Here is a 23,750-nt window from a genome sequence, read left to right as displayed (position 1 = left end):
TTACTCCACACAGGAATCTTGGAGTTTAAACGTTGTCTAAAATTTTTGTTTTTCACGACTTAAGTCGGAGGATTGTATCCATTTTTGGGGATTGTCAAATTTTAATTTTTGAATTTGCAAAAGTTTTGCATTGCTTCCCAAATTTCCGCTAGGACATTTCCCAAAGAATGATCGTCCTCTAGTTCGATTAGTTTCACCCAGGGACGATGCTCTGAAAAACTTCTGCTAGCTTGAATCGGTACGATCGTATCATGCTTGCCGTGCAGAATTAACGTCGGGACTGAGCGCATTAATTTTTCTTCAGGGTATTGAGCCATATCTGTCACAAATTCATAATTCAACGGCAAATAGCGCTGTTCGCCGTAGTGGTAAACTGGCAAATATTTCTCAGACTGCCACTTTTCTAACTGTTGCTGTCCCAACTGTGGCAGCCAATGAGAGAGAAATTGAAAAGCCGGTGCTAACAAAACTATTTGTTTTATTGATAATTGTCGCTGGGCCAGCCAAGCCGCTGTCAGCCCGCCAAAACTAGACCCAATGATGGTAACTTCCCCTAAATTTTTTACATTTTCTACAGATTCGGAGGATTGGGCTTGCAGAAATTCTGTTTCTATTTGGTCTAATTGGCGCGTGAGAGTGAGGCGCGAAAAATCCTTGTGATTGAGATCGGGAGTTTTGAGGTCAATTCCTAGGGAATAAAAGCGATCGCGGAAATATTTAGCCTTAGTTGAATCTGGACTTGACGCAAATCCGTGTAAATAAATGTAACTAGAATCGTTTTGTAGATTCATCCAGAAAATTTGATGAGATTTACCAACTAATTATTTTAACTTAAATTATCGAACTGGCGAGTGCACACCCGACAAGTTTATTTTTTAGTAGGGTGTGCAGTCGGTAGCGGTGTAGATTATTGGGATTTTTGGCTGTTTTGTTTCCGGGTTTTAGCAGCTTCCCTGCGCTGCTGCATCATTTGCGAGAACTGGCTGCGCTGTTCGGGTGTCAGCACTTCTCGCATGGCTAATGTACTTTCAAATTGTACCTCTTCTAACTGCTGCCTCAATCCCATGATTTGGCGGTGTTTGTCGCGCATTTGGCCGACATTTGCCGTCGTACCCGACATCATTGTTTCCAATTCTTGTCTGGCTTGGCGGATTGCTTGCATTCGCTGAGAAACTTGGTCTTTGTAGCGATCGCGAACAGCCTGCATTTTCTGCTTTTGATCGGCGCTTAAATTTAGTTTGTCAAACAGCCCGTTCTCTTTGCCACCAGCTCGATTGGGACGCTGGTTTTGGGCAATTGTTTCCGGTTGAGCGGGGCTGGGAGCGGCGGTTGCAGCGGCTGTAGTACCGAGGGTTAACATTAAAACTGCCATAGCCGAAAATTGGCGCATTGACATGAAAAATTACCTCTTTAAGATTAGTTAATTTGTTGGCGGTTCGGTGTCAGCAGTAACAGGGAAATCAAATAAATCTGTTTGTGGGCGATCGCTCATAGTTGCCGTGCGGGAATCGTTCAATACACCCTCCCAATTATTGACCAGAAATGCTTCCAAGTGAGCCGCTTCATCCGCCTGTAATTGTGCGGTAACTAGGACGCGATAGCTCGAAGCAAAAACTAGCAGGCCAGCGAAGATTGCAGCCGGAAAACCCCACTTGGGAAAACCGAGGAATTTTGAGCTTTTACTAGACTCTGTAAATCGCAAATAGCCGAGACCATTTAGCTCTCTCGCCCTGTCATTCCTATCTATTGCTGCTAAAACTCTTTGCTCAAGATCGGGGGTAGCGTCCGGAACTTTTGGGCTATTTTGCTTCAAGAAATTCACTAATCTTTTGTCGCTATTTTCATCGTTCACAGTTCGTCTACCCCCTGTTTTTGCAAAAATTGTCGCATGGCATTTCGGGCATAAAACACGCGAGATTTAACAGTTCCCGCTGGCATTCCCAGGATTTGGGCTACTTCTTTTTGCGGGATATCTTCTAAGTCGTGCAGCACCAAAACACTGCGGTGTTCAAAACTCAATTGCTCCAGTCCTCGCTGCACTAAATCTTGATAGTGCAACTGCATCAAGTCTGATGTGTTATTATTGGGAATAACGCGATCCATTGTTTCTTGATTTTTGAGCTGGGAGTCAAAAGAATGCTGTTTGGCAAATGCTTGTCTTTGGTCGGATGCCACGTTCCAAGTGATGCGATACAACCAAGTTGAAAAGTTTTCCTGGTGCTTGAGTTTGGGTAATCCTTTCCAGACTCGCAGAAATACTTCTTGGGTTAAGTCGTCTAGAAGTGATGAACCGCAGAGTTGGTAAAGGGTTGATCTGACTTTGTGTTGGTAGCGCCCGTAAAGGTGACGAAAGCAAGTGCGATCGCCCTTTAAGCATTTATCAACTAAGTCGGAGTCGGAACAATCATCGATTAAAACATTGGCTGGCACACCTAACACCTGTGAAGTATCCCTCACCTGTTCGTTATCTGAGGGGTTTAGACAGGACAAGTTCAAAAAAGGTTCAATTTGTTTAAAATATTATTTTGAGCATGAATCCGCTTAGAAGGTCAGTAACAGGCAAGATGCCTGTGCCACAAAATTAACAGGCAAGATGCCTGTGCCACAAAAAACAGGCAAGATGCCTGTGCCACAACAGATAAACTCTCTTGTGGAACGGGCATCTTGCCCGTTTTTCATAATTATGAAATACCCTATTTATCGCAGAGTCACAAACTCTTCAGCAGTCGAGGGGTGAATACCGATCGTCGAATCGAAATCTTTCTTGGTAGCTCCCATATTAACGGCGATCGCCATTCCTTGAATAATCTCGCCCGCGTCTTTCCCAACCATGTGCACGCCCAAAACTTTGTCAGTATTAGTTTCAACAACTAACTTGACAAAAGTCTTTTCATCTGCACCTGTCAAAGCGTGAAACATCGGCCGAAACTTGGCTGTGTAGCACTTAATTGAGTCGGGAAATTTAGCTTTGGCTTGTTCTTCAGTTAAGCCGACTGTAGCAGCTTCCGGCTGGGAAAATACGGCTGATGCGACATTTTCGTAACTAATTGCTCTCGGATTGTTGCCAAATTCCGTATCTGCAAAAGCGCGTCCTTCGGCGATCGCAATTGGCGTTAAATTAATCCGGTTGGTGCAATCTCCGACAGCAAAAATGTGCGGTTGATTGGTGCGGCTGTCTTTGGTAACTGCGATCGCACCTTTCTCGGTTTCAACTCCGGCATTCTCCAAAGCCAGTTTTTCCAAATTGGGCGATCGTCCGGTAGCGCACAAAACTGCGTCTACTGTCAAGGTTTCTTGAGATTTTCCCCACAATTGTAACTTTAAGCCTTCAGGAGTTTTCTCTATCCACTCGATCGAGCTTCCTGTGACGAAATTGATGCCGTGTTTAACCATTCCTTCTTGGACGTTGGCGCGAAGTTCTTCGTCAAAGTAGTGCAAAATGCGATCGCGCCGGATGATTTGAGTTACTTCACTTCCCAAGCCATTCATGATGCAAGCAAATTCAACGCCGATGTAGCCGCCGCCCAAAATTGCCAACCGTTTCGGCTGCTCTTTTAACAAGAAGATTTCGCGGGAAGTGATCGCGTGTTCGATGCCAGGAATATCGATTCTGTGAGCTTCGCCGCCGACAGCAATTAAGATTTTAGCAGCGGTGTATTTTTTGTCACCAACTTCGACAGTGTGGGGGTCGATAAATTTGGCATATCCTGAGATTAATTCAACTCCGGCTTTTTCGAGGAAGCTGATGTGGAGTTTGCTGAGTCGTCGCACTTCTGTGTCTACAGTGGTGACGAGTTTTTCCCAGTTGAAGCTGGTTTCTACAGGGCTCCAACCGTAGCCGATCGCATCTTCGTACAGGTGCGAAAATGTTGAAGCGTACACCATGAGTTTTTTGGGTACACAGCCGCGAATGACGCAGGTGCCGCCTACTAAGTCATTTTCGGCGATCGCCACCTTCGCCCCGTAGGATGCCGCCCGCTTAGAACTCGCCAATCCGCCAGAGCCTGCACCTATCACAAACAAGTCGTAATCGTATGTCATAATTGTCGCTAGTTTCCTGTCTTAATTTTAGCCATTTTGCGCTTTACTTTTTTTAATGATATCTCAAAAAAATTTTCGTTTTTTGGAGGAGAGATTGCTTTACTTCTTGCAGTTGACATGATATCATTTAATAATGGAAATATGTGCATTAAATTTTAAATTGCTCACACTTCGATTATTAGAGTATAGCACAAGCAACTGACAAAAAATATATAAAAATGTAACTATTTTTGGGCGGCCGCTGATGAGGGAATTGCTGGGTGTAGCTCAAGTCTCGATCTCGTGCATTTGAGTTTGGTAAAATATACCTGGTAGGGGCGAAGCATTCCGGCGATAAATATCTGCTTCTCACCAATAAGTTAGAAGCCGGAATGCTTCGCCCTCTGCTATAGCAATCCTAAATGAGTCGCAAGTTTTTTACCCCACCCCAACCCTCCCCTTATTAAGGGGAGGGAGCAAGAAATTCACAAATGATTTAGAATTGCTATATTATAGAAATCAATTTATTTGTCGGGCTAGCTTTATGATTGATTGGCTTGTGGTCTGGGGAGTAACCCAAGGAGTCGGCATTCTCGTCAAACCCATCTTAGAAGAGTTGGCAGTAGACGGCGCAAAAGATTTAGTAAAAGATTTTTTTAAAGATTCCCTAAAAAACGTCTTATTTGGCGAAAAAGATCCGCGACAAGTCGCAGGGGGTAAAGCGCTGAAAAAGTTTTTGGAGTTAGTGCAACAGCAGTTAAAAATCAGCGGACTTTCCCAAGAACAGATTAAGCTGTATATTAAAGATGTTAAAAAGTTTATCGGCAACAAGTCAGTTAAGGAAATTTTGGGTAAGGCCTTTGAGAGCGATCGCGAATCCCTCGATGCAGAACTTCTCGAACAAACCTGGACTCAACTAGATTTAGCTGCTTTGCCGGCCAGATTTAAGTGGCAAACCATCGCCAATCAGTATCTCGCCGAAGTTCAAGAAATTCTTTTTGACTCAAAAGACTTGCGGGATATCTTGAATGCCCAAAATCTGGATAGCATTCAGAAAAACACTCAACAAATTGCTGGGATAATCCCCGATTTTGATTTGAGGCAATATCAAGAGGCTTTGTGCGAACGTTACAGCAATCTGGATTTAAGCAGCGTCGATAGCAATACCTACGATTATCGCGAAAAGCTGAAAGTTTGGCAAATCTTTATTTTCCAAGATGTGCGCTTAATTTACGAGTCATTTCTGCCCCAAGCTTACGAAATTCCCAAGGAACATCAACGGCGGTTGGAAGATAGCGATCGATTAGAGGCGATCGCACTTGAAAATTTAGAGAAATATCGACGCGGTTATTTTTCACAGCCGATCGTATCCGTGGTAGATGTCATCAATGACAAGTCAAATTATCCCTACATTGTGATTTTAGGCGATCCGGGTGCGGGCAAATCTACTCTGTTACAATATTTAGCATTAACCTGGGCGCGATCGCCTTTAAATAGCGTAACATCTCTGCCGGTGCCGCTGCTAATAGAATTGCGGATTTACATTCGCAACGTGGAATCAAAACATTGCAAGAATTTCCTGGAATTTTGCCATAAAAATTCCGGTTTTATTTGTGACTTGAATCAGCATCAATTGCACGAACAACTTAAAGCCGGCGACGCTGTGGTGATGTTCGACGGATTAGATGAAATTTTCGATTCGGGGAAACGAGAAGATGTAATTACCGCGATTCATCGGTTTACCAACGAGTATCCGCGCGTGCGAGTGATTGTCACGTCTCGGATTATTGGTTACAAGCCTCAACGGTTGCAAGATGCCCAGTTTCATCACTTTATCCTGCAAGACTTGAATCCCGCACAGATTCAGGATTTTGTGCACCGCTGGCATGAGTTGACTTTTGCTGATGCTAGGGAAAAAGTGCGAATTTGCGATCGGATGAAAAGAGCGCTAGAGTATTCATCAACAATTCAAGATTTAGCCGGAAATCCGTTATTGTTAACGATTATGGCAATTTTGAATCGCAGTCAAGAATTGCCGAGAGACAGGGCAGAACTTTACAATCAAGCTTCGCGGGTATTGCTGTATCAATGGGATGTGGAAAGGTCTTTAGTAGAGGATAGCAGGCTCGATCCAAAAACGATTGATGCGAAAGACAAGCAAGAAATGCTGCGGCGAGTTGCTTGGGAAATGCAAGCAGCACCTGAAGGGTTGGCTGGCAATATTATTAGTGCGGAAGATTTGGAGGATATTCTGACAGCATATCTGAAGAATAAAGATTTTGACCAACCGAGAAATCGGGCGAAGTTAATCATTAATCAACTGCGAACCCGCAACTTTATTTTATGTTATTTGGGTGCGGACAGTTACGGATTTATACACCGCACTTTTTTGGAATATTTCTGTGCATCGCAAGTAGTGAATAGGGTTCAGGCTTTAGAACTATCGCTGGATGAGTTGAAAGCAGAAGTTTTTGGCCCGCACTGGGATGATGAATCTTGGCAGGAAGTTTTGTGTTTGATTGCGGGATTGATTGCTGGAAAGTTGACAGGAGAATTGATTCAATTTTTGATGGATCAGGATGGAGAAGCCCAAAAGTTTACCAACCTGTTTTTGGCGGCGAAGTGTTTGGATGAGGTGAGGGATAGAAAGGAGATTGCTGCCGTTGATAGTCAATTGCTGGAGCGATTAAAAGAGTTAACGAAGTACGATCTAAATTACCATTATCGGTTTTATGAAGAAGAGGCAGATTTAGTTAGGAAAATTCGCACTAAAGCAGTAAGTGCGATCGCCTTTACTTGGAAAGATGACCCGGAAACCTTACCTATCCTCAAACAATGGGCTCAATCTGACGATGATTTGGATGTGCGACGTACAGCAGTCCAAGAAATAGCACGGGGGTGGAAAGATGACCCAGAAACCTTGCCTATCCTCAAACAATGGGTTCAATCTGACGGTAATTTGGTTGTGCGAGGTACAGCAGTCCAAGAATTAGCACGGGGGTGGAAAGATGACCCGGAAACCTTACCTATCCTCAAACACTTGGCTCAATCTGACGGTAATTCGGTTGTGCGACAAGCAGCATTCCAAGAATTAGCACGGGGGTGGAAAGATGACCCGGAAACCTTACCTATCCTCAAACAATGCGCTCAATCTGACGATAATTGGGCTGTGCGACGTGTAGCATTCCAAGAATTAGCACGGGGGTGGAAATATGACCCGGAAACCTTACCTTGGCTCAAACAATGCGCTCAATCTAACGATAATTCGACTGTGCGAGGTACAGCAGTCCAAGAATTAGCACGGGGGTGGAAAGATGACCCGGAAACGCTAGAAATTGTACGCGATCGCGACCAAAAACTCCGCGAATTTGCACAGCAAAAATTGGCTGAATTAGAAGGCAAATGAGCGATCGCCTTTATTAGCGATCGCCCTTTCTCCCTCAACTTCAACCTCATCAACCTGTAAACTTTCATTCCGCCGCCAAAACTCATCCAGCAACTGAAAAAAATACTCAAATCCCTCTTTTTCGTCCACTGAATAAAGCATGATAATTTTCGCCCAAGAATTCACAGACAGTACCTGAAACCGTTTCTGCAACCAAGGCTGAAACTCCCCATAAAACTCATTTTCCTGTTCAGTTGGCTCAATCCCAAATTCTCGCCTAGCTGTTTTATAGCCCGCCAAAAATACAAACAAATCGCTAACTGAAGCTTTCCCAATGTACATCCCCGGTCTAGCTTTAATCTTTTCTAGAATGTCAAATATTCCACTCATGCTTACCTCTAATTTTAGGGATTTATCGTTGGGTGGGGGCGGGTTTATGAGATTGTGAATTTTAGGCAATTATTGTCGGTGAACCCGCCCCTACAAGACCTGGCATTATATTGTAACGGAATCGATCGGAGTTAACATGATTCCATTTTACACTCTGCTACAATACCAACAGCAAAAAGTGCGATCGGTCTCAAAAATAGTATAATTAAACCTAGATAATTCTCGGAGACAACCACTATGCAAGTCACAACCGCAGAAATCATTTATCCATCCAGCGACGGTCAACCAATGGCAGAAAGCACAATTCAATACAAATTAATTGTCAAAATCAAAGAAGGTTGCGAATCGTTGTTCAAAAATGACCCAAACGTTTTTGTGGCCGCCGATTTACTCTGGTATCCAGTTGAAGGTAGACCAGACATTTCTCAAGCACCGGATACGATGGTAATATTTGGTAGACCAAAGGGCGAGCGGCCTTCCTATATGCAATTTCTCGAAGATAATATTGCTCCCCAAGTCGTTTTTGAGATTCGCTCCCACAACGATCGCCAAACTAAAATGAATAAAAAACTTTCATTTTACCAGCGTCATGGAGTTGAGGAATATTACCTTTACGATCCAGAAAGAAATGAGTTGGAAGGTTGGCAAAGAATTGAAGGTAATTTAGAAGTAATTGAGCCGATGGAGGGATGGATCAGTCCTAGATTGGGAGTACGATTTGAGTTGGGCGAGGATGGGCTAGAAATATATCAACCCGACGGAGAAGCATTCGTTTCTCCTGAAGAATTGAGAGAAGAAAGGGATTTTGAAAGACAGCGTGCCGAACAAGCAGTTCAAAGAGCCGAACGTTTAGCAGCAAAACTGCGCGAATTGAACATCGATCCCGATCGCATTTAAGCCACAAATTGTTTAATTTAGCGCTTACTCACCAACACCAAAGAAACCAGGTTTTTATCGTTTCCGCGCGCTCTAACGAATTATTTACGTCAAAAAACCCGGTTTTTGACTACCCGTGCGTAAGTCCCCCAACCGTCCAAACATCGCCCTTCCACCCCCGAAAACCGCTCAGAAGTGTTAGCTTAGTAGTAAGTTGTGTCGATCGCACATAAAAACAAATGCCTGAACTACAAACCCAGACCCAGCCAGACCTCGACCTGCAAGCCACCTCAAAACCCGTCATCGTCGGCCTGCAAGACATAACAAAAGTGTACGGCATCGGCGACTTAGAAGTGCGCGCCCTCAACGGCGTCAGCTTGACGGTAATGCAAGGAGAGTATTGCTCAATTATGGGCGCATCCGGTTCAGGCAAATCTACAGCTATGAATATTATCGGCTGTCTCGATCGACCTACGAGCGGCAGTTACTACCTAGACGGCGTAGATGTCGCCCAAATGCCCGAATCAGAATTAGCCGGAATTCGCAATTTAAAATTAGGTTTTGTCTTCCAACAATTTCATCTATTGGCTCAACTAACAGCATTAGAAAATGTCATGTTACCGATGGTTTATGCAGGCATTCCCTCATCAGAAAGACGCGAACGCGCAGAGGAAGCTTTAACCAAAGTTGGTCTAGAAAGTCGCATGAAAAACAAACCAAATCAACTATCAGGAGGACAGCAGCAGCGCGTAGCCATCGCCCGCGCAATTGTTAACCGTCCCGTGTTGTTGCTTGCAGATGAACCGACTGGTGCATTGGATACAAAAACTACTCAAGAAGTAATGGATATTTTTACAGAATTTAATGAAGCCGGCATGACTGTTGTGATGGTAACTCACGAACCGGAAGTTGCGCGACAAACTCGCCGGGTTGTCTGGTTCCGCGACGGTGAAGTTATTCATAATAATCTGAATCCGGCAGAACTTTCGCACGCGGTGTTTTAAGTATTTTAAACTAAAATAATAGTCTTCTTCAACCTGCGGAGGCAGGTTTTGTTTGTCTCGACGCGGTTTCAACCGCCGTGTCTTATTCAAACCTGCGGAGGCAGGTTTTGTTTGTCTCGACGCGGTTTCAACCGCCGTGTTTTCTTCAACCTGCGGAGGCAGGTTTTGTTTGTATAGACGCGGTTTCAACCGCCCGGTATTTTTGCGGTTTCAACCGCCGTGTCTTTTTACGGTTTCAACCGCCGTGTCTTTTTACGGTTTCAATCGCCGTGTCTTTTTGCGGTTTCAATCGCCCCGTCTTTTTAATGAAAAGCGCTCGGAAAAGCTGCCCAAACTCGATCGACAAAATCTCTAAGTTGCCGAGAGGCGATCGTGCTATCCTTGCGATCGGAGTCCAGAGACTGCAACTGGGTTAACAGCGAAATCACCTCCGTATCCAGCGCCGCCCGAAACAAACTCAGTGGCCACAGCAAATCCGCACCATCCCGCAAATCTGATAAAGTGTATTCTTCCGGCCACCTTTGGGGGAAATCCTTCCCCGAAACCAATCCAACCAACATCAAAGGGCGCACCCAACAAATTTGACGTGCTTCAACCACTTGAATTACCTCTGAATGCAGGCACGCATCTCCACATTCCAAACTAACAATTTGACCAGGCTTAAAGTTCAAACCACAATCCATTAATGCTGACTCTTAATACAGACACAACCAAGCAAAATAAGTGCCGCAACTCTCAACAGCACCAAAAAATATTATATCACAATTAATTAATTCTTCCTTCTTCCTTCGGTCAACCATCAACTACCAACTGCCAACTACCAACTGCCAACTGCCAACTATCAACTGCCAACTATCAACTATCAACTGTCAACTGCCAACTGCCAACTGCCAACTGCCAACTGCCAACTGTCAACTGTCATCAAGAGTTTTAAGAGCCATTTCGAGTTGGGCCGTCAACAATTTTGCTTCTTTTTTACCACTACCACCATTAGCATAATCTGCCACAGAAATCGGAGAACCGATCGCAATTTTAACCCTCGAACGCCATCGAGGAATGCGCGGGCGATAGCGAATACTCATCGGTACAATCTTCACCCCCAAACCCGGTGTGTTCAACTCCGCTTGCATGGCCAAACGAGCCAATCCAGACTTCGCAGGGTGAACTTCACCATCTTGAAAAATTCCACCTTCGGGAAAAATTACCAACATTTGCTTGTCGAGGAGCAATTCCACCCCGTAACGGAGACTGCTAATTGCCGGATGCCGGATATCGACAGGAAAGCCTCCCAAATGTCTGATAAACCAACCTTGCACTCCTTTGACTTCATCAGCAGTTACCATGAACCGCAAATCGCGTCCAGTCACCTTCTGTCCCGTTGAATAGGGCATCATCAGCGCATCCCACCGGGAACGATGCGTCGGGGCTAAGATTACAGGCCCGTCTTTCGGCAAGTGTTCCTGTCCGGTTATCTCAATCTTGCCAAAATAAAACGGTAGGACAATATAGTGACCTAGCGGATAGAACAAGGAGGTTAACCAAGGAGAAACGCGAGAGGTATTAGATGCTACCTTGGCAGGCATTGGCTTCACTAGAGAGGATTTACTGAACTCAACGGCGATCGCGGCAGTATGATGCATGGCAATTACCCTGCTATATCGATATATAGAGTGTGAACTACCCGCCAGCAATCGGAGTACCGATATGCTGGGGGCTTCCCAATTCAATGGCAACAGCCTCGGCGACAGTGGATTTTTGCCCATACCGCTTTGGTCTTACATTGCCTCCAAGGGCAGTAACGCTGGTTCCCAACGTCAATATCCGTAAGCCCTCATTTCTGATATTGACTGCCGCATTAATGTCTCTATCGTGCCGCTTAGAGCAGTGGGGACAATTAAATTCACGAACAGACAGATCCATTTTCGGCAACAACAGTAAAGTCTCAGAACAAAGGTGCGATGACGGAAAAAATCGACCGACTTCTAGGTAGACTTTGCCCTCTGCCTCTGCTTTGTATTTGAGCATCGTACAGAACATTCCCCAGCCAGCATCACTGATGGATAAGGCAAGGTTATGATTCTTTACCATGTTCTTTACTGCCAGATTTTCTACGACAATGACTTGGTTTTTATCGACTATCTTACGGGATAGTTTATGCCGGAAATCTTCTCGAACTCTAGAGATTCTGGCGTGGACTTTGGCAACAGCCAATTTAGCCTTGCGCCGCTTGTTGGTAGTTTTGTCCCGTTTACGACATAACTTACGCTGTTTGCGCTTCAGGTTGCGCTCGTGTTTTCTCAGATGTCGAGGATTTTGGTATTTAGAGCCATCAGATGTAACAACAAAGTCAAGCAATCCGAGGTCGATACCAATGGCTTTGCCGTCTTTGTTTGTAGCGGGCTTGTCAATACCATCCTCCATCAGCAATGATGCGTAGTAACGACCATCAGGCATCTTAGACACCGTAACCGTCTTCAAACTACCCACTAATTCGCGATGAATTTTAGCTTTAACCACTCCAAGATTACCCGGAAATTTAATCTCGTCATTTCCCAAAACTTTAACGTTCTGTGGGAACTGAATCGATTGTTTTCCGTGACGTTTTTTGAAAGTTGGGTATGCTGCTCGACCATCAAAGAAGTTGATAAACGCTTGAGACAAATTCAAAACCGAAGACTGAAGGCATTGAGAATAACAATCTTTGAGCCATTCAAACTCAGTTTTCCAGACGGGAATCTGTTTCTTCATCGTGAAAGCAGAAATACCTTTCCCAGTCTCTTTGTAGGTTTGGGACATGGTAGCCAATGACTGATTCCATACCCAACGGACACAACCAAAAGCTTGCGCTAGATGGCTCTGTTGTTCAACGCTTGGATAGATTCTGACTTTGACTGCTTTTAACACGATATTATTTATCACAATCGGCATACCTATGATAATACAGGCACAAAGAAAAGGGTGAAGATTTGCTCATCTCCTCATCCACCCAACCGCCCGCCACCGAGCGACGAAGAGTCAGATTCCGGTGGGGTGAAATCGTCGCAAAGCTCGCCTTTCATCCATCGCGGGATAACGGTACTCCGTTTCGCGCGATGGATTCCCGTCTGTTCTAGCTAAAGATATGTTGCTTGGCAAATCTTTAGTCTTTCGATGGGGACACTTTTGCTATTGGCCTTTGCCTCCGCAAGCGATCGCACCCAAAACAGATAATCTGTAAGCAGGTAAAATACGATCCCAGCCGACACCACTACCGCACAGCCGTCAAGGGATTTTAGATTTTAGACTTTAGATTTATGCCACAGATTAATCTGGGAATTGGAGCTTTGGTCTAAAATCTGGAGTGCACCGGGACGAGTGTCGGCAAGCAAGTATCCGTTTTTAGGCGGGGTCAACCGCCGAGAAAGCTCGATCGGGCAATTACCGATCTATTATTTCAGTTAAAGAGCCAAGTTAGACTAAACATCGGCTATGGGAGAGTAAAAAACTTTACCTGTTAAATTTGCCGGCGGGCTTCAAACCAAGCAAGCAACTGATCTCGACAAACAGACTCCATAATACCGCCGAGCACCTGTAAGCGGTGACACGAAGGCGCGCTATCTGGAAGATTAGCCACCGTCCGAATTGTGCCAGTTTTCGGGTCATCTGCTCCGTATACCAGCAAACCGATCCGAGCTTGTACGATCGCACCAGCGCACATCGGGCACGGCTCCAGCGTCACGTAAAGCGTGCATTGATTGAGATGCCAGTCTTGCAAAACCTTGCCCGCCGCCCGCAGCGCCAAGACTTCAGCATGAGCAGTCGGATCGCAGTCTCGCTCTCGCCGATTTTGCGCTTCGGCAATCAATTTGCCAGCACCGTCAACAATGACAGCACCCACTGGCACTTCGCCCGCATCACCGGCTGCTCGTGCCAGTTCCACAGCCCTACTCATCCAGTGTCGGTGAATAGCATAATTAGAATCACTACTACACAACGGCTCTGTTGGCAAATTCACGGTATACCTAAGTATCTGAAAACACTTAATATAATCTTATTTATCCACTTGCTGTGGAGAGAAGTAAGTGCGATCGCTAAGAAAACAAGTTTTTTACGGAATTCATGGCATACTTACCTAGCTGAAAACACTTAAGATCGAGAAATAAAGTTACACTACAGCCCCATCCAGAGTAATTTTGAATTATGGACACCACCCTGATTAGCACTGAAGTTGTTGAGCTGTTGTCCCGGATTAGCCGCCAAAAGCTCCGCGAACAAGATATCACTCCTTTGGTAGTGTTTGTGACTGCTCTGATTTCCATCCTGCGGGGAGTGATGATTATCGACAGGACGATCGCAGTTGAAGAAGAAGAACGGCTGCAAAAGACTCTCAAAGCCTTTGCCAGCGGCGATCCACATCGGATAGAACTAATTCAGCGCCTTGTCAAAGGAGTCTCCAAACAGCAGGTTTACTTCAACCCCACAGAATTGCTAACCCTGACAGCTTTCTTCTCAGAATCAGAAAAACTGTTGCTCATCGGTTCCGGCTACGAAATGTCAGCGGTAGACGGACACATCGACCTGAGGGAGCAAATGTACTTACAGTCGATCGGCAATCGGCTCGGCCTCGACTCCAGACACATTGCAGTCGTAGACACTTTATTTACCAAAGAAGGAACCCTCAACCAAGAAGACTTTGCCGAAGTTAAAGCTTTACTAGCTCCCAGCGAATTTGAGTCCCGCGATCCGGTATTTGGCAAAGCAGCAAAACACCTGCTGTCTCTGTTAACGCGCAAATAATGCAACGCAAATTATTTGCTGCGTCAAAATTTGAGACTGTTGGGATGGGAGACGGGAATTGCGCGCTCTTGTATTAAAAACCGGGTTGTTTAACCGGCAACAAGAGCGCTTCACAGTTGATTTGGGGAAGTCGGTTTGGGCCACGAGTCCCGCTTAATTTTTTTTCCCAAGAGTCGATCGACCTTCGTATCCCATTGAACCGAATCCGTCTAAAATCTAAGGAATGAGAATTAAATAACTTACAATTTTAATTATTGTGGGATGGGCGTCCCGCCCGTCCTTTATAGACGGGCGGGACGCCCATCCCACTTTTAAGAGTGTAAATTATTTAATTCGCGATCCTACTAAAAGCGAATTATTCCTGCATCGATCGCCCCAGCTCGCTCTCAAATCTCAACTTAACCCCGCATCAACGGGTACCTTGCCCCCGACGCTGTTGAGCGAGTGGATGATCCCCCAAATTTAGACCAAAGTTCCTACTCCGGTGATTCATCTGCCGAGTAAATCTAAAATCTAAAATCTAAAATCTAAAATCGACTGATTGATTATGCAAATTGAATGGCAAACCGCCAAAACCTACGAAGACATTCTGTATCAAAAAAGTGGCGGCACCGCCAAAATTACCATCAATCGACCTCACAAACGGAACGCTTTCCGTCCCAAAACCGTGCAGGAATTGTGCGATGCCTTTACTGATGCCCGTGAAGATACCAAAATCGGCGTTGTCCTGTTCACCGGTGCGGGGCCTCATACAGACGGCAAATACGCCTTTTGTGCCGGCGGCGACCAAAGCGTGCGAGGTTCTGCGGGATATGTAGACGAAGGTGGCATACCCCGGTTGAACGTGCTCGACTTGCAGAAGTTGATTCGATCGATGCCCAAAGTTGTGATTGCTTTAGTTGCAGGATATGCGATCGGCGGCGGTCACGTTTTACACTTAATTTGCGACTTGACGATCGCTGCTGACAATGCTATTTTCGGGCAAACTGGCCCCAAAGTCGGCAGTTTCGACGGCGGTTTCGGGGCCAGCTATCTCGCCAGAGTTGTCGGCCAGAAAAAAGCCCGAGAAATTTGGTTTTTGTGCCGTCAGTACAGCGCCCAGCAAGCTCTAGAAATGGGTTTAGTCAACTGCGTCGTACCCGTCGAACAACTCGAACTTGAAGGGATGCAGTGGGCCCAGGAAATTCTGGAAAAAAGTCCGATCGCGATCCGCTGTTTAAAATCCGCTTTTAATGCCGACTGTGACGGTCAAGCCGGTCTCCAAGAACTGGCTGGAAATGCCACTTTGCTGTATTACATGACCCAGGAAGGCGCCGAAGGCAAACAAGCCTTTTTGGAAAAACGGGAACCCGATTTTAGTCAATATCCTTGGCTGCCGTAGCTCGATCGAGAAATAAGTTTTGGGATTCCCTCATTCAAGCTACAGATATTATTGATTGCTGTGAGTTGAATGACCCGAGTTTAGTCGATCGTCCAAAAGTATCAGTATGGATACCAATTGCCAAAAAGAATGAAACTGCTTTGCCAGATCCAAATCATAATAGATAATAGTTATCAGTGATTTCCCAATCGCCAATCGAAAATGATACAATCTGTCCTGTTGCCGACGGACTAAACCGAGACTGCTGCTGATTTTTCGGTTAATGTTGTGCCTGTTAACTGGCAGGCGTTGCGTTCAGAAACAGGAACAGCGGTCTCATGCGGAGTCGCAGTCTGTTCTTGCCACAGTTCAATTTCTGTGATGTTTTCCCAAGATCCCCCAAAAGGCGAAACTGCCAAAGAACAAGCTTTCCACTGACTTTGCACCGGCACGGTCAACAGAGCACAAATTCCTCCGCGTCTCCCCTCAGGGGTATAGTGGCGGCAGTGACGACAAGCAGAAATTAATGGGGTTTTCATAAAAGTGTTGGCGGAAATCAGTTTCATCTCTAATTCTCCTGTGTAGAGCTAGGAGGTTTTAGAGCATCCCAGCCCTTATCCTGTCTGGGTTATAGCGATCCCCGAAGCATAATAAACCTTAATGATTTATTTATAATCTTGTTATATATAGAAACAATCACCTCAGTCCTTCCTCATTTTGTAGCGAAAAAGACAGGTTAAAAGTTTATAAAGGGTCAGGGATCAAGCAAAAGGACAAATACGGAACGACTATGAGATCTTCTAAATAAACGGTTGCTCCGATGCCAAAATCTGCTGAGAGTCGGGTAAGCAGCCTCCGGGACACAGTAAGAATTAAGGTTTCAGTTGACAGTTGACCAGGGACAGTTGACAATTAACAGCGACCTCTACCTGGAAGGAAGAGGATTAGAGTAATGAATCGTCTTCTTTTAATTTATCAAGGGCGATCGGGCTTGGGGCTTTAAACCAATTCTTTATGGTCAAACGAAAATGAAAACAGAGCAAATGGCGATCGACACTTCGGGCCCAAAGGCAGCAGTTGCCTTGACACCAAAAGCAGCTAATCCTAGAATAAGCAAGTTTTAAAGCTTCTTGTTGATAAAAAAAGTTCGGCAAGCGGAAAACGAGCGAGTCTTTAGACCTTCCATGAAAGCGGCACGGGCGGTTCAAACCGCCGTGAATCTTTCTTGATTTTTAAAATTTTTAGCAGTGTAAAAAGGGCTTTTGCCGTTACACTCTATTGTTGGGATGAATACACAGGTGTAAACCTGGGAAGCAAATGCCTACCATATATTCAAGGTACGCGGGGACTCCACGGAACCAAGGGCTAAGCCCCTTAAACGCTTGAGGAGCTTGCTGAAAGGCAAGGATAGCAGCCCACCATTTTTTGGCAAGAGGATTGCGCCCAAGAACCCTAGTAATAGGGATATTAAGAACGAAATTTCTTAAGAATCTCAGTCGCCAAGAGCGCTGAGAGTGTCAACTTTAGAATCAAAACATTAAAATCAATTCAGAGGCGGTAGGAGTTTTGCTAATGAGTAAGCGTTCTTCAGTGGAATCCCCAAGTCAATCCTCATCAACCCCAATCAAACCTGCTTTGCAAGCAGTCCTCGGGTGTTTGGATGTCAACCTAGAAGCAGAACTGACAACATACAGAAGACACAGGCGGCGCGCCGAACAGTGGGTGTCGCCATCAGTTCGCAGCGGCCAGCCAACAGCCACAACCGAGCCACAAAAAAGCCAAAACCTACCGCAGGCTGCGGAGGAAGCCCAGCAACCGCTGTCGCTGCCCCTATCCCTTGGCGGCGTCCAGGGCGATTCCCCGCTAGCAACTACCGTGGGTGGGACAAAAATATCTAGCAATACCTTTGCACCCAACAATTATCTCGAATCCAGCGAAAAACTGATCGAAAGTTTGGACGAAGCAAAAGCTGAGCCTGCCCAAGAACGCAGTTTGGCCGCGAGTCTGTTAACTCCCTTGGGACTGAGTTCGATGTTGCTGTTTCTGTTGTCGTGCACAGCTTTGGGTTATGCAGTGATGCACCCGTCAAGTCTGGTTAAAATGGCAGGCCTGAACCGTTTTCTCGATCGCACAACCCCCTCTACTAACGAAAGTCCGGCAGCTACAACCATAGATAGCAGTAGCAGCAGCAAGGAACTGCCGAAAGCTCCAAATCTGGCATCCAAAGAATTTGTCGAGCTAGATTTGAACACTCTCAGCAACGTCAATCCCACAACCAGCCCCATTGCTTCCCCGTCGCCCAAAGCATCAATCCCCCCCAATCCGCCAGCACCTCCTGCCCCCATCGGCGCTGTCCCAATTCCGACAGAAGACGGCAACCCGGCCAGAGGTAGGGAACAAGGACTCAACAATATTAGTACCGCTTTGCTTCCCAGTCCCAGCCCCAGCGCCACCCAGACAGTCCCGACACTGCCGACACTGCCTCCCACACCCTCCCCAGCCCAGCCAGCCGCCGCATCCCCTGCCACAGCAGCCCCGACAGCCACAGCAGCCCCGGCCGCAGCAGCCCCGCTAGGAAGACCGACACGGGCTAGCGACGGCTTTTACTACGTTGTCACCGATTACACCAATGAAAAAGCGCTGCAACAAGCCAGAACCGCAGTTCCCGATGCCTACGTGCGGAACTTCTCAAAGGGTGTCAAAATTCAAATGGGGGCTTTGAACGATGCTGCCTCAGCAGAACGTTTGGCAAAGGAACTCCAAGCCAAAGGGATGAAGCCGCAATACTATCAGCCGTAAACTCGTTCAACAGTTGACAGTTGACCGCTTGACAGTTTGACAGTTTGAGAGCGACTTCTACCCTTAAGTCCGAGGATTGGAGTAATGAATAGTCTGATTTTAATTTCTCCCGAGCAGGCGGGCGGGCTTTCAACCAATTATTTCTGGTAAAGGTTCAAAAACTTTAACTAAATTGTTAGACAAAGCTAGACAATGATGAATGTTTTGTCTAACACAAAATTGGTTTTTTAAGTCAGACAAGTTCCCACACAGAATGCAAATGTAGACGCCCGATCCAAACCTTACGCTGACCAGTCAATCGATTTGAGATTTTAAATTTTAGATTTTAGATTTGCTGACAGCGCAGTGAATCTGGGAGATTGAACTCTTAGTCTAAAATTTGGGAATCGACCCTGACGCTCGCGTTGGGGGCTTGTACCTATTTTTGGGCTGGTCAATCGAAAATCGCAAATAATAATATTAATTTCCAGTCCTAAATCTAAAATTTAAGAAAATCGGGAGATAGGTAAAATGGGATTATTCGATCGCCTGTGGCGAGTGATTCGAGCCAATATTAACAGTTTGGTCGGAGCAGCCGAAGATCCAGAAAAAATTCTGGAACAAGCTGTAATGGATATGCAGGAAGATTTAATCCAGCTCAGACAAGCCGTAGCAGGAGCGATTGCCGCTCAAAAACGCACCGAACGCCAGTGTTCCCAAGCTGAGTCCACAGCCGCAGAATGGTACCAGCGGGCGCAGCTAGCTTTGCAAAAAGGCGAGGAAAATTTAGCGCGGGAAGCTCTGACGCGCAAGAAATCCTATCAAGAAACGGCAACGGCGATGAAAGCCAGTCTCGGACAGCAAAACGCTGTGGTTACTCAACTTAAAGAAAATATGCGATCGCTCGAAAGTAAAATTTCTGAGGCAAAATCAAAAAAAGATATGTATATTGCCCGAGCTCGATCGGCCAAAGCGTCGGAAAGGCTGCAAGAAATGATGGGAAATCTCAGTACCGGCAGTGCTTTGAGCGCCTTTGAAAAAATGGAAGAGAAAGTTATGCAGCTAGAAGCTCGTTCCGAAGCCATCGCAGAACTTGGAACAAACGATTTAGAAAAGAAGTTTCTCTCTCTCGAAGCTGCCGGCGATGTCGATGCCGAGTTGGCGGCGATGAAAACACAAATGCTTCCGAGCAAGAATACACCAAAATTGCCGTCGGGCGAGCCACCCACATCCTAAACCCCACTCAACACAACAATAGTTGGGATAATTGGCCAAACTTCTCAACAGATGGCCCATCAGCGTATTGGGGAATTCCCGGATCGAAGTTAAACTCAATAGATAGGTGCATCAATTAGCTTGGCTGCACCACTGACTCGATCGCTTTAAACTGTATTTACTATGTTTGCAAAATTGCTTCATGCTCGATCGCACTAAAAATCTGACCAACTGAGTCTCACCATCGCGGGCTAACGCTATCAAGCCTGCTTTGGGCCTACTTCGTACACCTCACCCAGGAAAAATAGCATTATGGGATTATTTGACCGCATTAGCCGAGTCGTCAGAGCCAATCTTAACGATATGGTCAACAAAGCTGAAGACCCGGAAAAGATTTTAGAACAATCCGTTACGGATATGCAGGAAGACTTGGTGCAGTTGCGTCAGGCCGTTGCCAGCGCGATCGCCACTCAAAAACGCACCCAGACTCAGTACAATCAAGCTGAATCCCAGTCTAACCAGTGGCAGCAGCGCGCTCAACTCGCCCTGCAAAAAGGAGACGAGACTTTAGCCCGCGAAGCTCTAGTACGCAAAAAGTCTCACGCTGAAACGGCTGCTACGCTGAAAGCGAGTCTGGAACAGCAATCGGGTCAAGTGGAAAGCCTCAAACGCAACTTGATCGGTTTGGAGAGCAAGATTTCCGAAGCCAAGACTAAGAAGGATATGCTCAAGGCGAGGATTTCTGCTGCTAAGGCTCAGGAACAGCTCAACAATACCATTGGCACCTTGAATACTGGCAGTTCAATGGCAGCTTTCGAGCGCATGGAAGAAAAAGTTTTGCAGATAGAAGCCCGCGCGGGAGCTTCCGCAGAGCTGGCGGCTGGCGGGAGCAATTTAGAGGAACAGTTCCGCTTGCTTGAAAGTGGTGGCGATGTTGACGACGAGTTAGCTCAGATGAAGGCTCAACTGAGCGGAGGTTCTGTGTCTCAAGGTCAATTGCCGGCTGCGGGTAAAACTGCTGCGGCTCCTAGTAGCTCGGAGTCGAGTCCGGTGATTGACGCGGAGTTGGAAGAATTGCGATCGCAGCTCAATAAAATGTAGTAATTTCTATCAAAATTCACCGATTTCTCAGATAACCCCGCCCAACAATGGGTACCAGCCCCCGACCCTCGTTTAGGGTCGAGTTCAAAATTTTAGACTAAGGTTCAAGCTCCCAAATTGCATGAGAGAGTAAATCTAAAATCTAAAATCTAAAATCCAAAATCTAAAATCGACTGATAACTTTGATAGAATGCTCCGCCTACCTACAGCGCTAGCTTGGGTAAGTCGGAGCTTTTTTCTGGATTTTTTAGCAAATCACAAAAAATATTTTTTGTCAAGTATATTTATGTTGAATTTAATGACTTAAGTCTTAAACAAAAGTGATAAAGTTACTTTAATCTTTGTAATTGCGCCAGGAACCCCTGCTCGTAAGTGTAAATAACTATCAATTATTATTAATCAATGATGCCCCTGCCACATTCCAGAGGGTTTTGTAAAATCAAGTTTTTTAGCGCAATAGCACTTGGTTGTTCAATTACAGCTATTTGCTTCGCATCGTCAGCAGCTCAAAGTGTTGGCGATCCGATCGTTGCTGGTGAATCAGGCGGGCGATCGCCTTTTGTTAATAACAATTTACAGTCTCAATTAAAACTTAATCCAGAAACAGCAGACGATCGCGATCGACTTTCTGGCGATTTATACTCAGGCTCAGAATTAGATAGATACAGTAAAGAGCCAGAAACCGACATCCCGGAATTTGCAGCAGCAGCGCCAAGTCAGGAACCTGAAACTCTCGCCCAATTGCCCAACCGAGGAGACAACCGACAAGAAATTCCCATTCCCAATCCTGTACTGCCAAATCCGGCTCCCCTCCCAGAACCCGCGCCAAGAAAGCCCCTACCTCCGATAGAACAGCTTTTGCCACCCGTCCCCGTACCGAGACGGACTGAAGAATTGCCGAATATTCCGGTACAATAACGGTCGATCGATGTGAAGTAGTTGGCAGTACCGTCTTTAGCAAACAAGAATTAGATGCTGCACTCAAAAACTTTGTAGGCCGCCCGCTGACTTTCGCCGAACTGCTGGAAGCTCGTTCTGTGGTGAGCCAACTCTACATCAGCAAAGGTTTTATCACTTCGGGTGCACTGCTGGAAGCTCGTTCTGTGGTGAGCCAACTCTACATCAGCAAAGGTTTTATCACTTCGGATGCCCTGATTCCCCCACAAACCCTTGCGGTTTTCCACTGTCGCCCGGGGCGGATGCTCGCGGTAGAACTCGGGTTTCGGCGCTGAGACTGTTTCAGGATTTTACTCAGCGGGGAGAGAGGGATGTCTTGGCGGCGCGATCGCAGTTCAATCTGGGAGTCTCAGCATTTGGCGCTACCGCGAGCAACAGGGAGCCTGACGGTCAATTTTTGACGTGGCGCGGTCAATTGCAGTACGTGCGGTTGTTGGCTCCCCAGACGCTGCTGGTTGTGCGCTCCCAGGCGCAGTTGGCAATCGCTGAGCTTTTGCCGATCGAACAATTTGGTTTGGGCGGCCCGGATACAGTGCGGGGCTACCGTCAGGATGCAATGCTTGCGGATAGCGGACTTTTTGCTTCCGCCGAGTTGCGGTATCCGATTTTGCGTACCGGGGACAAAAAAGGTCTTTTGCAGGTGACGCCGTTTGTGGATGCTGGCAATGTTTGGAATAGCGGGGGAAGGGTGGCTCTGGAAGCAAATACTCTGCTATCAGCGGGATAGGGCTTGCGGTGGCAGTACGGCGAGAGGTAGAATTCTCGGTTCGGCTGGGGCATTCCTTTGATTGGCATCAAATCGGGCGAGAGGAGTTGGCAAGAGCGCGGGCTGTATTTTTTCGTAGAATTCAAACCTTTTTAGGAAAATAGCCGTTCTGCCCTTAGCGGAACTGAGTAATTTGGCTATATAGTAATAAGTATCATTTGGCACTCATCTTTAGGTGCCAAGAGTGCATTTTACTGAAAATTTTTACATTAAACTATGTCTAAGGTGCGGTTACTGGTTTTAAGTTCTTTTGCTTCCGGTTTTGGTTTTTGCTCAATCATTTTGGCGATGTTTACGATGATTTACGGGCTGTCGTTTACGTCTTTTTTTGTGTTTGTTTTAACCTTGGTATTCTTTGGAATCAATATGGTGTTTGCTTTGCATTATTACACATCAATCACTAAGCAGTTGAATGTGAAAAGTAAAAGGAAAGCTAGAATTTAGCGGTTGTGAAGCAGCAGCGGATAAAGGCATGGAGAGCGGGAGCATCTCATTTTTTGATTTGTATTGCTGTCGGGAAATCGCGAGTTTTATATAGATCGCGAGCTTGGACAACACTAGAAAAAAAGCTTTTTACCAAAATGAGATGCTCCCTGGAGAGTTCTTGATATAATTTGAATGGAATCAGAAAAACGCCTCTAGGTTAGGACAATTATCTAGCTGCTGTAAATCATAATTATTGTAGGTCTAATTATTTAGGAGGTGCGATCGTGGTCATTGCTCAAACCAACCCGCCAAACCTTGCTTCAGATGCAACAAAGACTAGCTTCACTCCTGATGAATACCGGGCCATGGAGGAAACCGCCGAAGAACGTCACGAATATTGTAACGGAGAGATTATTGCTATGCCCGGAGGTTCAGAAGTCCACAGCGCGATCGCCTGTAACTTGTTAATTTACTTGGGATTTTTGCTCAGAGACACCGATTTTCGCTTGTATAACAGCGATTTGCGGGTTTGGATTCCCGAATATAACTGCGGAACCTACACTGATTTGATGGTTGTCAATGGGGAACCGGAATTCCATGGATCTCGCACGGATGAAATTCTCAATCCTTTACTGATTGTCGAGGTTCTTTCGCCCTCTACCGAAGCCTACGATCGAGGTGAAAAGTTCCGAAAAT

The 23,750-nt window shown here is 45.9% G+C and carries 24 protein-coding genes; 13 read left to right on the top strand and 11 right to left on the bottom strand.

Going from position 1 to position 23,750, the window contains the following annotated elements; translation table 11 throughout:
- Positions 1–101: 101 nt before the first annotated feature.
- The 5 genes from JGK22_RS14100 to gor all read right to left on the bottom strand — a co-directional run bounded on the left by JGK22_RS14100 (position 102) and on the right by gor (position 4,041).
- A complete protein-coding gene (locus tag JGK22_RS14100) occupies positions 102–791 on the bottom strand; it encodes a YqiA/YcfP family alpha/beta fold hydrolase (protein ID WP_293177152.1) in 690 nt (229 codons plus the stop codon).
- 116 nt (positions 792–907) lie between these two features.
- The gene (locus tag JGK22_RS14095) at positions 908–1,372 is read right to left on the bottom strand and encodes a Spy/CpxP family protein refolding chaperone (protein ID WP_293190554.1); all 465 of its coding nucleotides are present in this window, start codon (positions 1,370–1,372) and stop codon (positions 908–910) included.
- Between the two features lie 48 nt (positions 1,373–1,420).
- A complete protein-coding gene (locus tag JGK22_RS14090) occupies positions 1,421–1,852 on the bottom strand; it encodes a hypothetical protein (RefSeq protein ID WP_293313050.1) in 432 nt (143 codons plus the stop codon).
- The gene (locus JGK22_RS14085) at positions 1,849–2,439 is read right to left on the bottom strand and encodes a sigma-70 family RNA polymerase sigma factor (protein WP_293177339.1); all 591 of its coding nucleotides are present in this window, start codon (positions 2,437–2,439) and stop codon (positions 1,849–1,851) included. The genes JGK22_RS14090 and JGK22_RS14085 overlap by 4 nt, the downstream gene beginning before the upstream one ends.
- A gap of 258 nt (positions 2,440–2,697) precedes the next feature.
- Positions 2,698–4,041, bottom strand: a complete 1,344-nt coding sequence (gor, locus tag JGK22_RS14080; RefSeq protein ID WP_293205270.1) for a glutathione-disulfide reductase — start codon at positions 4,039–4,041, stop codon at positions 2,698–2,700.
- Positions 4,042–4,564: 523 nt separating this feature from the next.
- On the opposite strand from gor, the gene JGK22_RS14075 reads away from it, so the two are divergent.
- Positions 4,565–7,426 carry a HEAT repeat domain-containing protein gene (locus JGK22_RS14075; RefSeq protein WP_293313048.1) on the top strand — a complete coding sequence of 954 codons (2,862 nt, stop codon included), beginning with the start codon at positions 4,565–4,567 and terminating at the stop codon, positions 7,424–7,426.
- Here JGK22_RS14075 and JGK22_RS14070 read toward each other — a convergent pair.
- Positions 7,412–7,795 (bottom strand): hypothetical protein, encoded by a 384-nt coding sequence (locus tag JGK22_RS14070; protein WP_293190551.1) that lies wholly within the window; start codon positions 7,793–7,795, stop codon positions 7,412–7,414. The genes JGK22_RS14075 and JGK22_RS14070 overlap by 15 nt on opposite strands.
- Positions 7,796–8,032: 237 nt before the next feature.
- Here JGK22_RS14070 and JGK22_RS14065 point away from each other — a divergent pair, with 237 nt between their 5' ends.
- Both JGK22_RS14065 and JGK22_RS14060 read left to right on the top strand, forming a co-directional pair.
- The gene (locus JGK22_RS14065) at positions 8,033–8,692 is read left to right on the top strand and encodes a Uma2 family endonuclease (protein WP_293190550.1); all 660 of its coding nucleotides are present in this window, start codon (positions 8,033–8,035) and stop codon (positions 8,690–8,692) included.
- A gap of 218 nt (positions 8,693–8,910) precedes the next feature.
- Positions 8,911–9,675: an ABC transporter ATP-binding protein gene (locus JGK22_RS14060; RefSeq protein WP_293217330.1), complete on the top strand. Its 765-nt coding sequence runs from the start codon at positions 8,911–8,913 to the stop codon at positions 9,673–9,675.
- Positions 9,676–9,977: 302 nt separating this feature from the next.
- Here JGK22_RS14060 and JGK22_RS14055 read toward each other — a convergent pair whose 3' ends face one another.
- From JGK22_RS14055 to JGK22_RS14040, 4 genes are all read right to left on the bottom strand, one after another.
- Complete coding sequence (locus tag JGK22_RS14055; protein WP_293177170.1) at positions 9,978–10,358, bottom strand: hypothetical protein; 381 nt, start codon at positions 10,356–10,358, stop codon at positions 9,978–9,980.
- A gap of 228 nt (positions 10,359–10,586) precedes the next feature.
- Positions 10,587–11,315, bottom strand: a complete 729-nt coding sequence (locus JGK22_RS14050; protein WP_293177172.1) for a lysophospholipid acyltransferase family protein — start codon at positions 11,313–11,315, stop codon at positions 10,587–10,589.
- A 37-nt stretch (positions 11,316–11,352) separates the two neighbouring features.
- Positions 11,353–12,603 carry an RNA-guided endonuclease TnpB family protein gene (locus JGK22_RS14045; RefSeq protein WP_293232601.1) on the bottom strand — a complete coding sequence of 417 codons (1,251 nt, stop codon included), beginning with the start codon at positions 12,601–12,603 and terminating at the stop codon, positions 11,353–11,355.
- 565 nt (positions 12,604–13,168) lie between these two features.
- Positions 13,169–13,606 carry a nucleoside deaminase gene (locus tag JGK22_RS14040; protein ID WP_293177342.1) on the bottom strand — a complete coding sequence of 146 codons (438 nt, stop codon included), beginning with the start codon at positions 13,604–13,606 and terminating at the stop codon, positions 13,169–13,171.
- A 248-nt stretch (positions 13,607–13,854) separates the two neighbouring features.
- Here JGK22_RS14040 and JGK22_RS14035 point away from each other — a divergent pair, with 248 nt between their 5' ends.
- The 3 genes from JGK22_RS14035 (at position 13,855) to JGK22_RS14025 (ending at position 15,999) form a co-directional block, all read left to right on the top strand.
- Positions 13,855–14,451: a TerB family tellurite resistance protein gene (locus tag JGK22_RS14035; RefSeq protein ID WP_293205275.1), complete on the top strand. Its 597-nt coding sequence runs from the start codon at positions 13,855–13,857 to the stop codon at positions 14,449–14,451.
- A 547-nt stretch (positions 14,452–14,998) separates the two neighbouring features.
- Positions 14,999–15,832, top strand: a complete 834-nt coding sequence (gene menB, locus JGK22_RS14030) for a 1,4-dihydroxy-2-naphthoyl-CoA synthase (protein ID WP_293177178.1) — start codon at positions 14,999–15,001, stop codon at positions 15,830–15,832.
- On the top strand, positions 15,820–15,999 hold the full coding sequence (locus JGK22_RS14025) for a hypothetical protein (protein WP_293177180.1): 180 nt from the start codon (positions 15,820–15,822) through the stop codon (positions 15,997–15,999). Before menB ends, JGK22_RS14025 begins: the two co-directional genes overlap by 13 nt.
- A 63-nt stretch (positions 16,000–16,062) precedes the next feature.
- On the opposite strand, the gene JGK22_RS14020 is transcribed toward JGK22_RS14025, so the two are convergent.
- Complete coding sequence (locus tag JGK22_RS14020) at positions 16,063–16,377, bottom strand: hypothetical protein (RefSeq protein WP_293177182.1); 315 nt, start codon at positions 16,375–16,377, stop codon at positions 16,063–16,065.
- Between the two features lie 1,006 nt (positions 16,378–17,383).
- Between JGK22_RS14020 and JGK22_RS14015 the strand changes: the two genes are divergently transcribed.
- From JGK22_RS14015 to JGK22_RS13985, 7 genes are all read left to right on the top strand, one after another.
- The gene (locus tag JGK22_RS14015) at positions 17,384–18,610 is read left to right on the top strand and encodes an SPOR domain-containing protein (RefSeq protein WP_293177184.1); all 1,227 of its coding nucleotides are present in this window, start codon (positions 17,384–17,386) and stop codon (positions 18,608–18,610) included.
- Positions 18,611–19,120: 510 nt separating this feature from the next.
- The gene (locus tag JGK22_RS14010) at positions 19,121–19,825 is read left to right on the top strand and encodes a PspA/IM30 family protein (protein WP_293190549.1); all 705 of its coding nucleotides are present in this window, start codon (positions 19,121–19,123) and stop codon (positions 19,823–19,825) included.
- Positions 19,826–20,116: 291 nt separating this feature from the next.
- Positions 20,117–20,905, top strand: coding sequence for a PspA/IM30 family protein (locus JGK22_RS14005; protein WP_293177188.1), 789 nt, complete (start codon positions 20,117–20,119; stop codon positions 20,903–20,905).
- A gap of 402 nt (positions 20,906–21,307) precedes the next feature.
- The gene (locus JGK22_RS14000; protein WP_293177190.1) at positions 21,308–21,823 is read left to right on the top strand and encodes a hypothetical protein; all 516 of its coding nucleotides are present in this window, start codon (positions 21,308–21,310) and stop codon (positions 21,821–21,823) included.
- Positions 21,799–22,137: a POTRA domain-containing protein gene (locus tag JGK22_RS13995; RefSeq protein ID WP_366025764.1), complete on the top strand. Its 339-nt coding sequence runs from the start codon at positions 21,799–21,801 to the stop codon at positions 22,135–22,137. The genes JGK22_RS14000 and JGK22_RS13995 overlap by 25 nt, the downstream gene beginning before the upstream one ends.
- Entirely contained in the window at positions 22,089–22,589 is a 501-nt protein-coding gene (locus tag JGK22_RS13990) for a ShlB/FhaC/HecB family hemolysin secretion/activation protein (protein ID WP_363319720.1), read from the top strand. The genes JGK22_RS13995 and JGK22_RS13990 overlap by 49 nt, the downstream gene beginning before the upstream one ends.
- Before the next feature lie 749 nt (positions 22,590–23,338).
- On the top strand, positions 23,339–23,750 hold a 412-nt coding region (locus tag JGK22_RS13985; protein WP_293313046.1), incomplete at its 3' end, for a Uma2 family endonuclease.

The organism is Microcoleus sp. PH2017_08_TRC_O_A, assembly GCF_020738665.1.
In the GTDB taxonomy this organism is placed as follows: domain Bacteria; phylum Cyanobacteriota; class Cyanobacteriia; order Cyanobacteriales; family Microcoleaceae; genus Microcoleus.
Note: the sequence above shows the minus strand (reverse complement) of the source record. Positions and strands in the feature narration are given on the sequence as shown.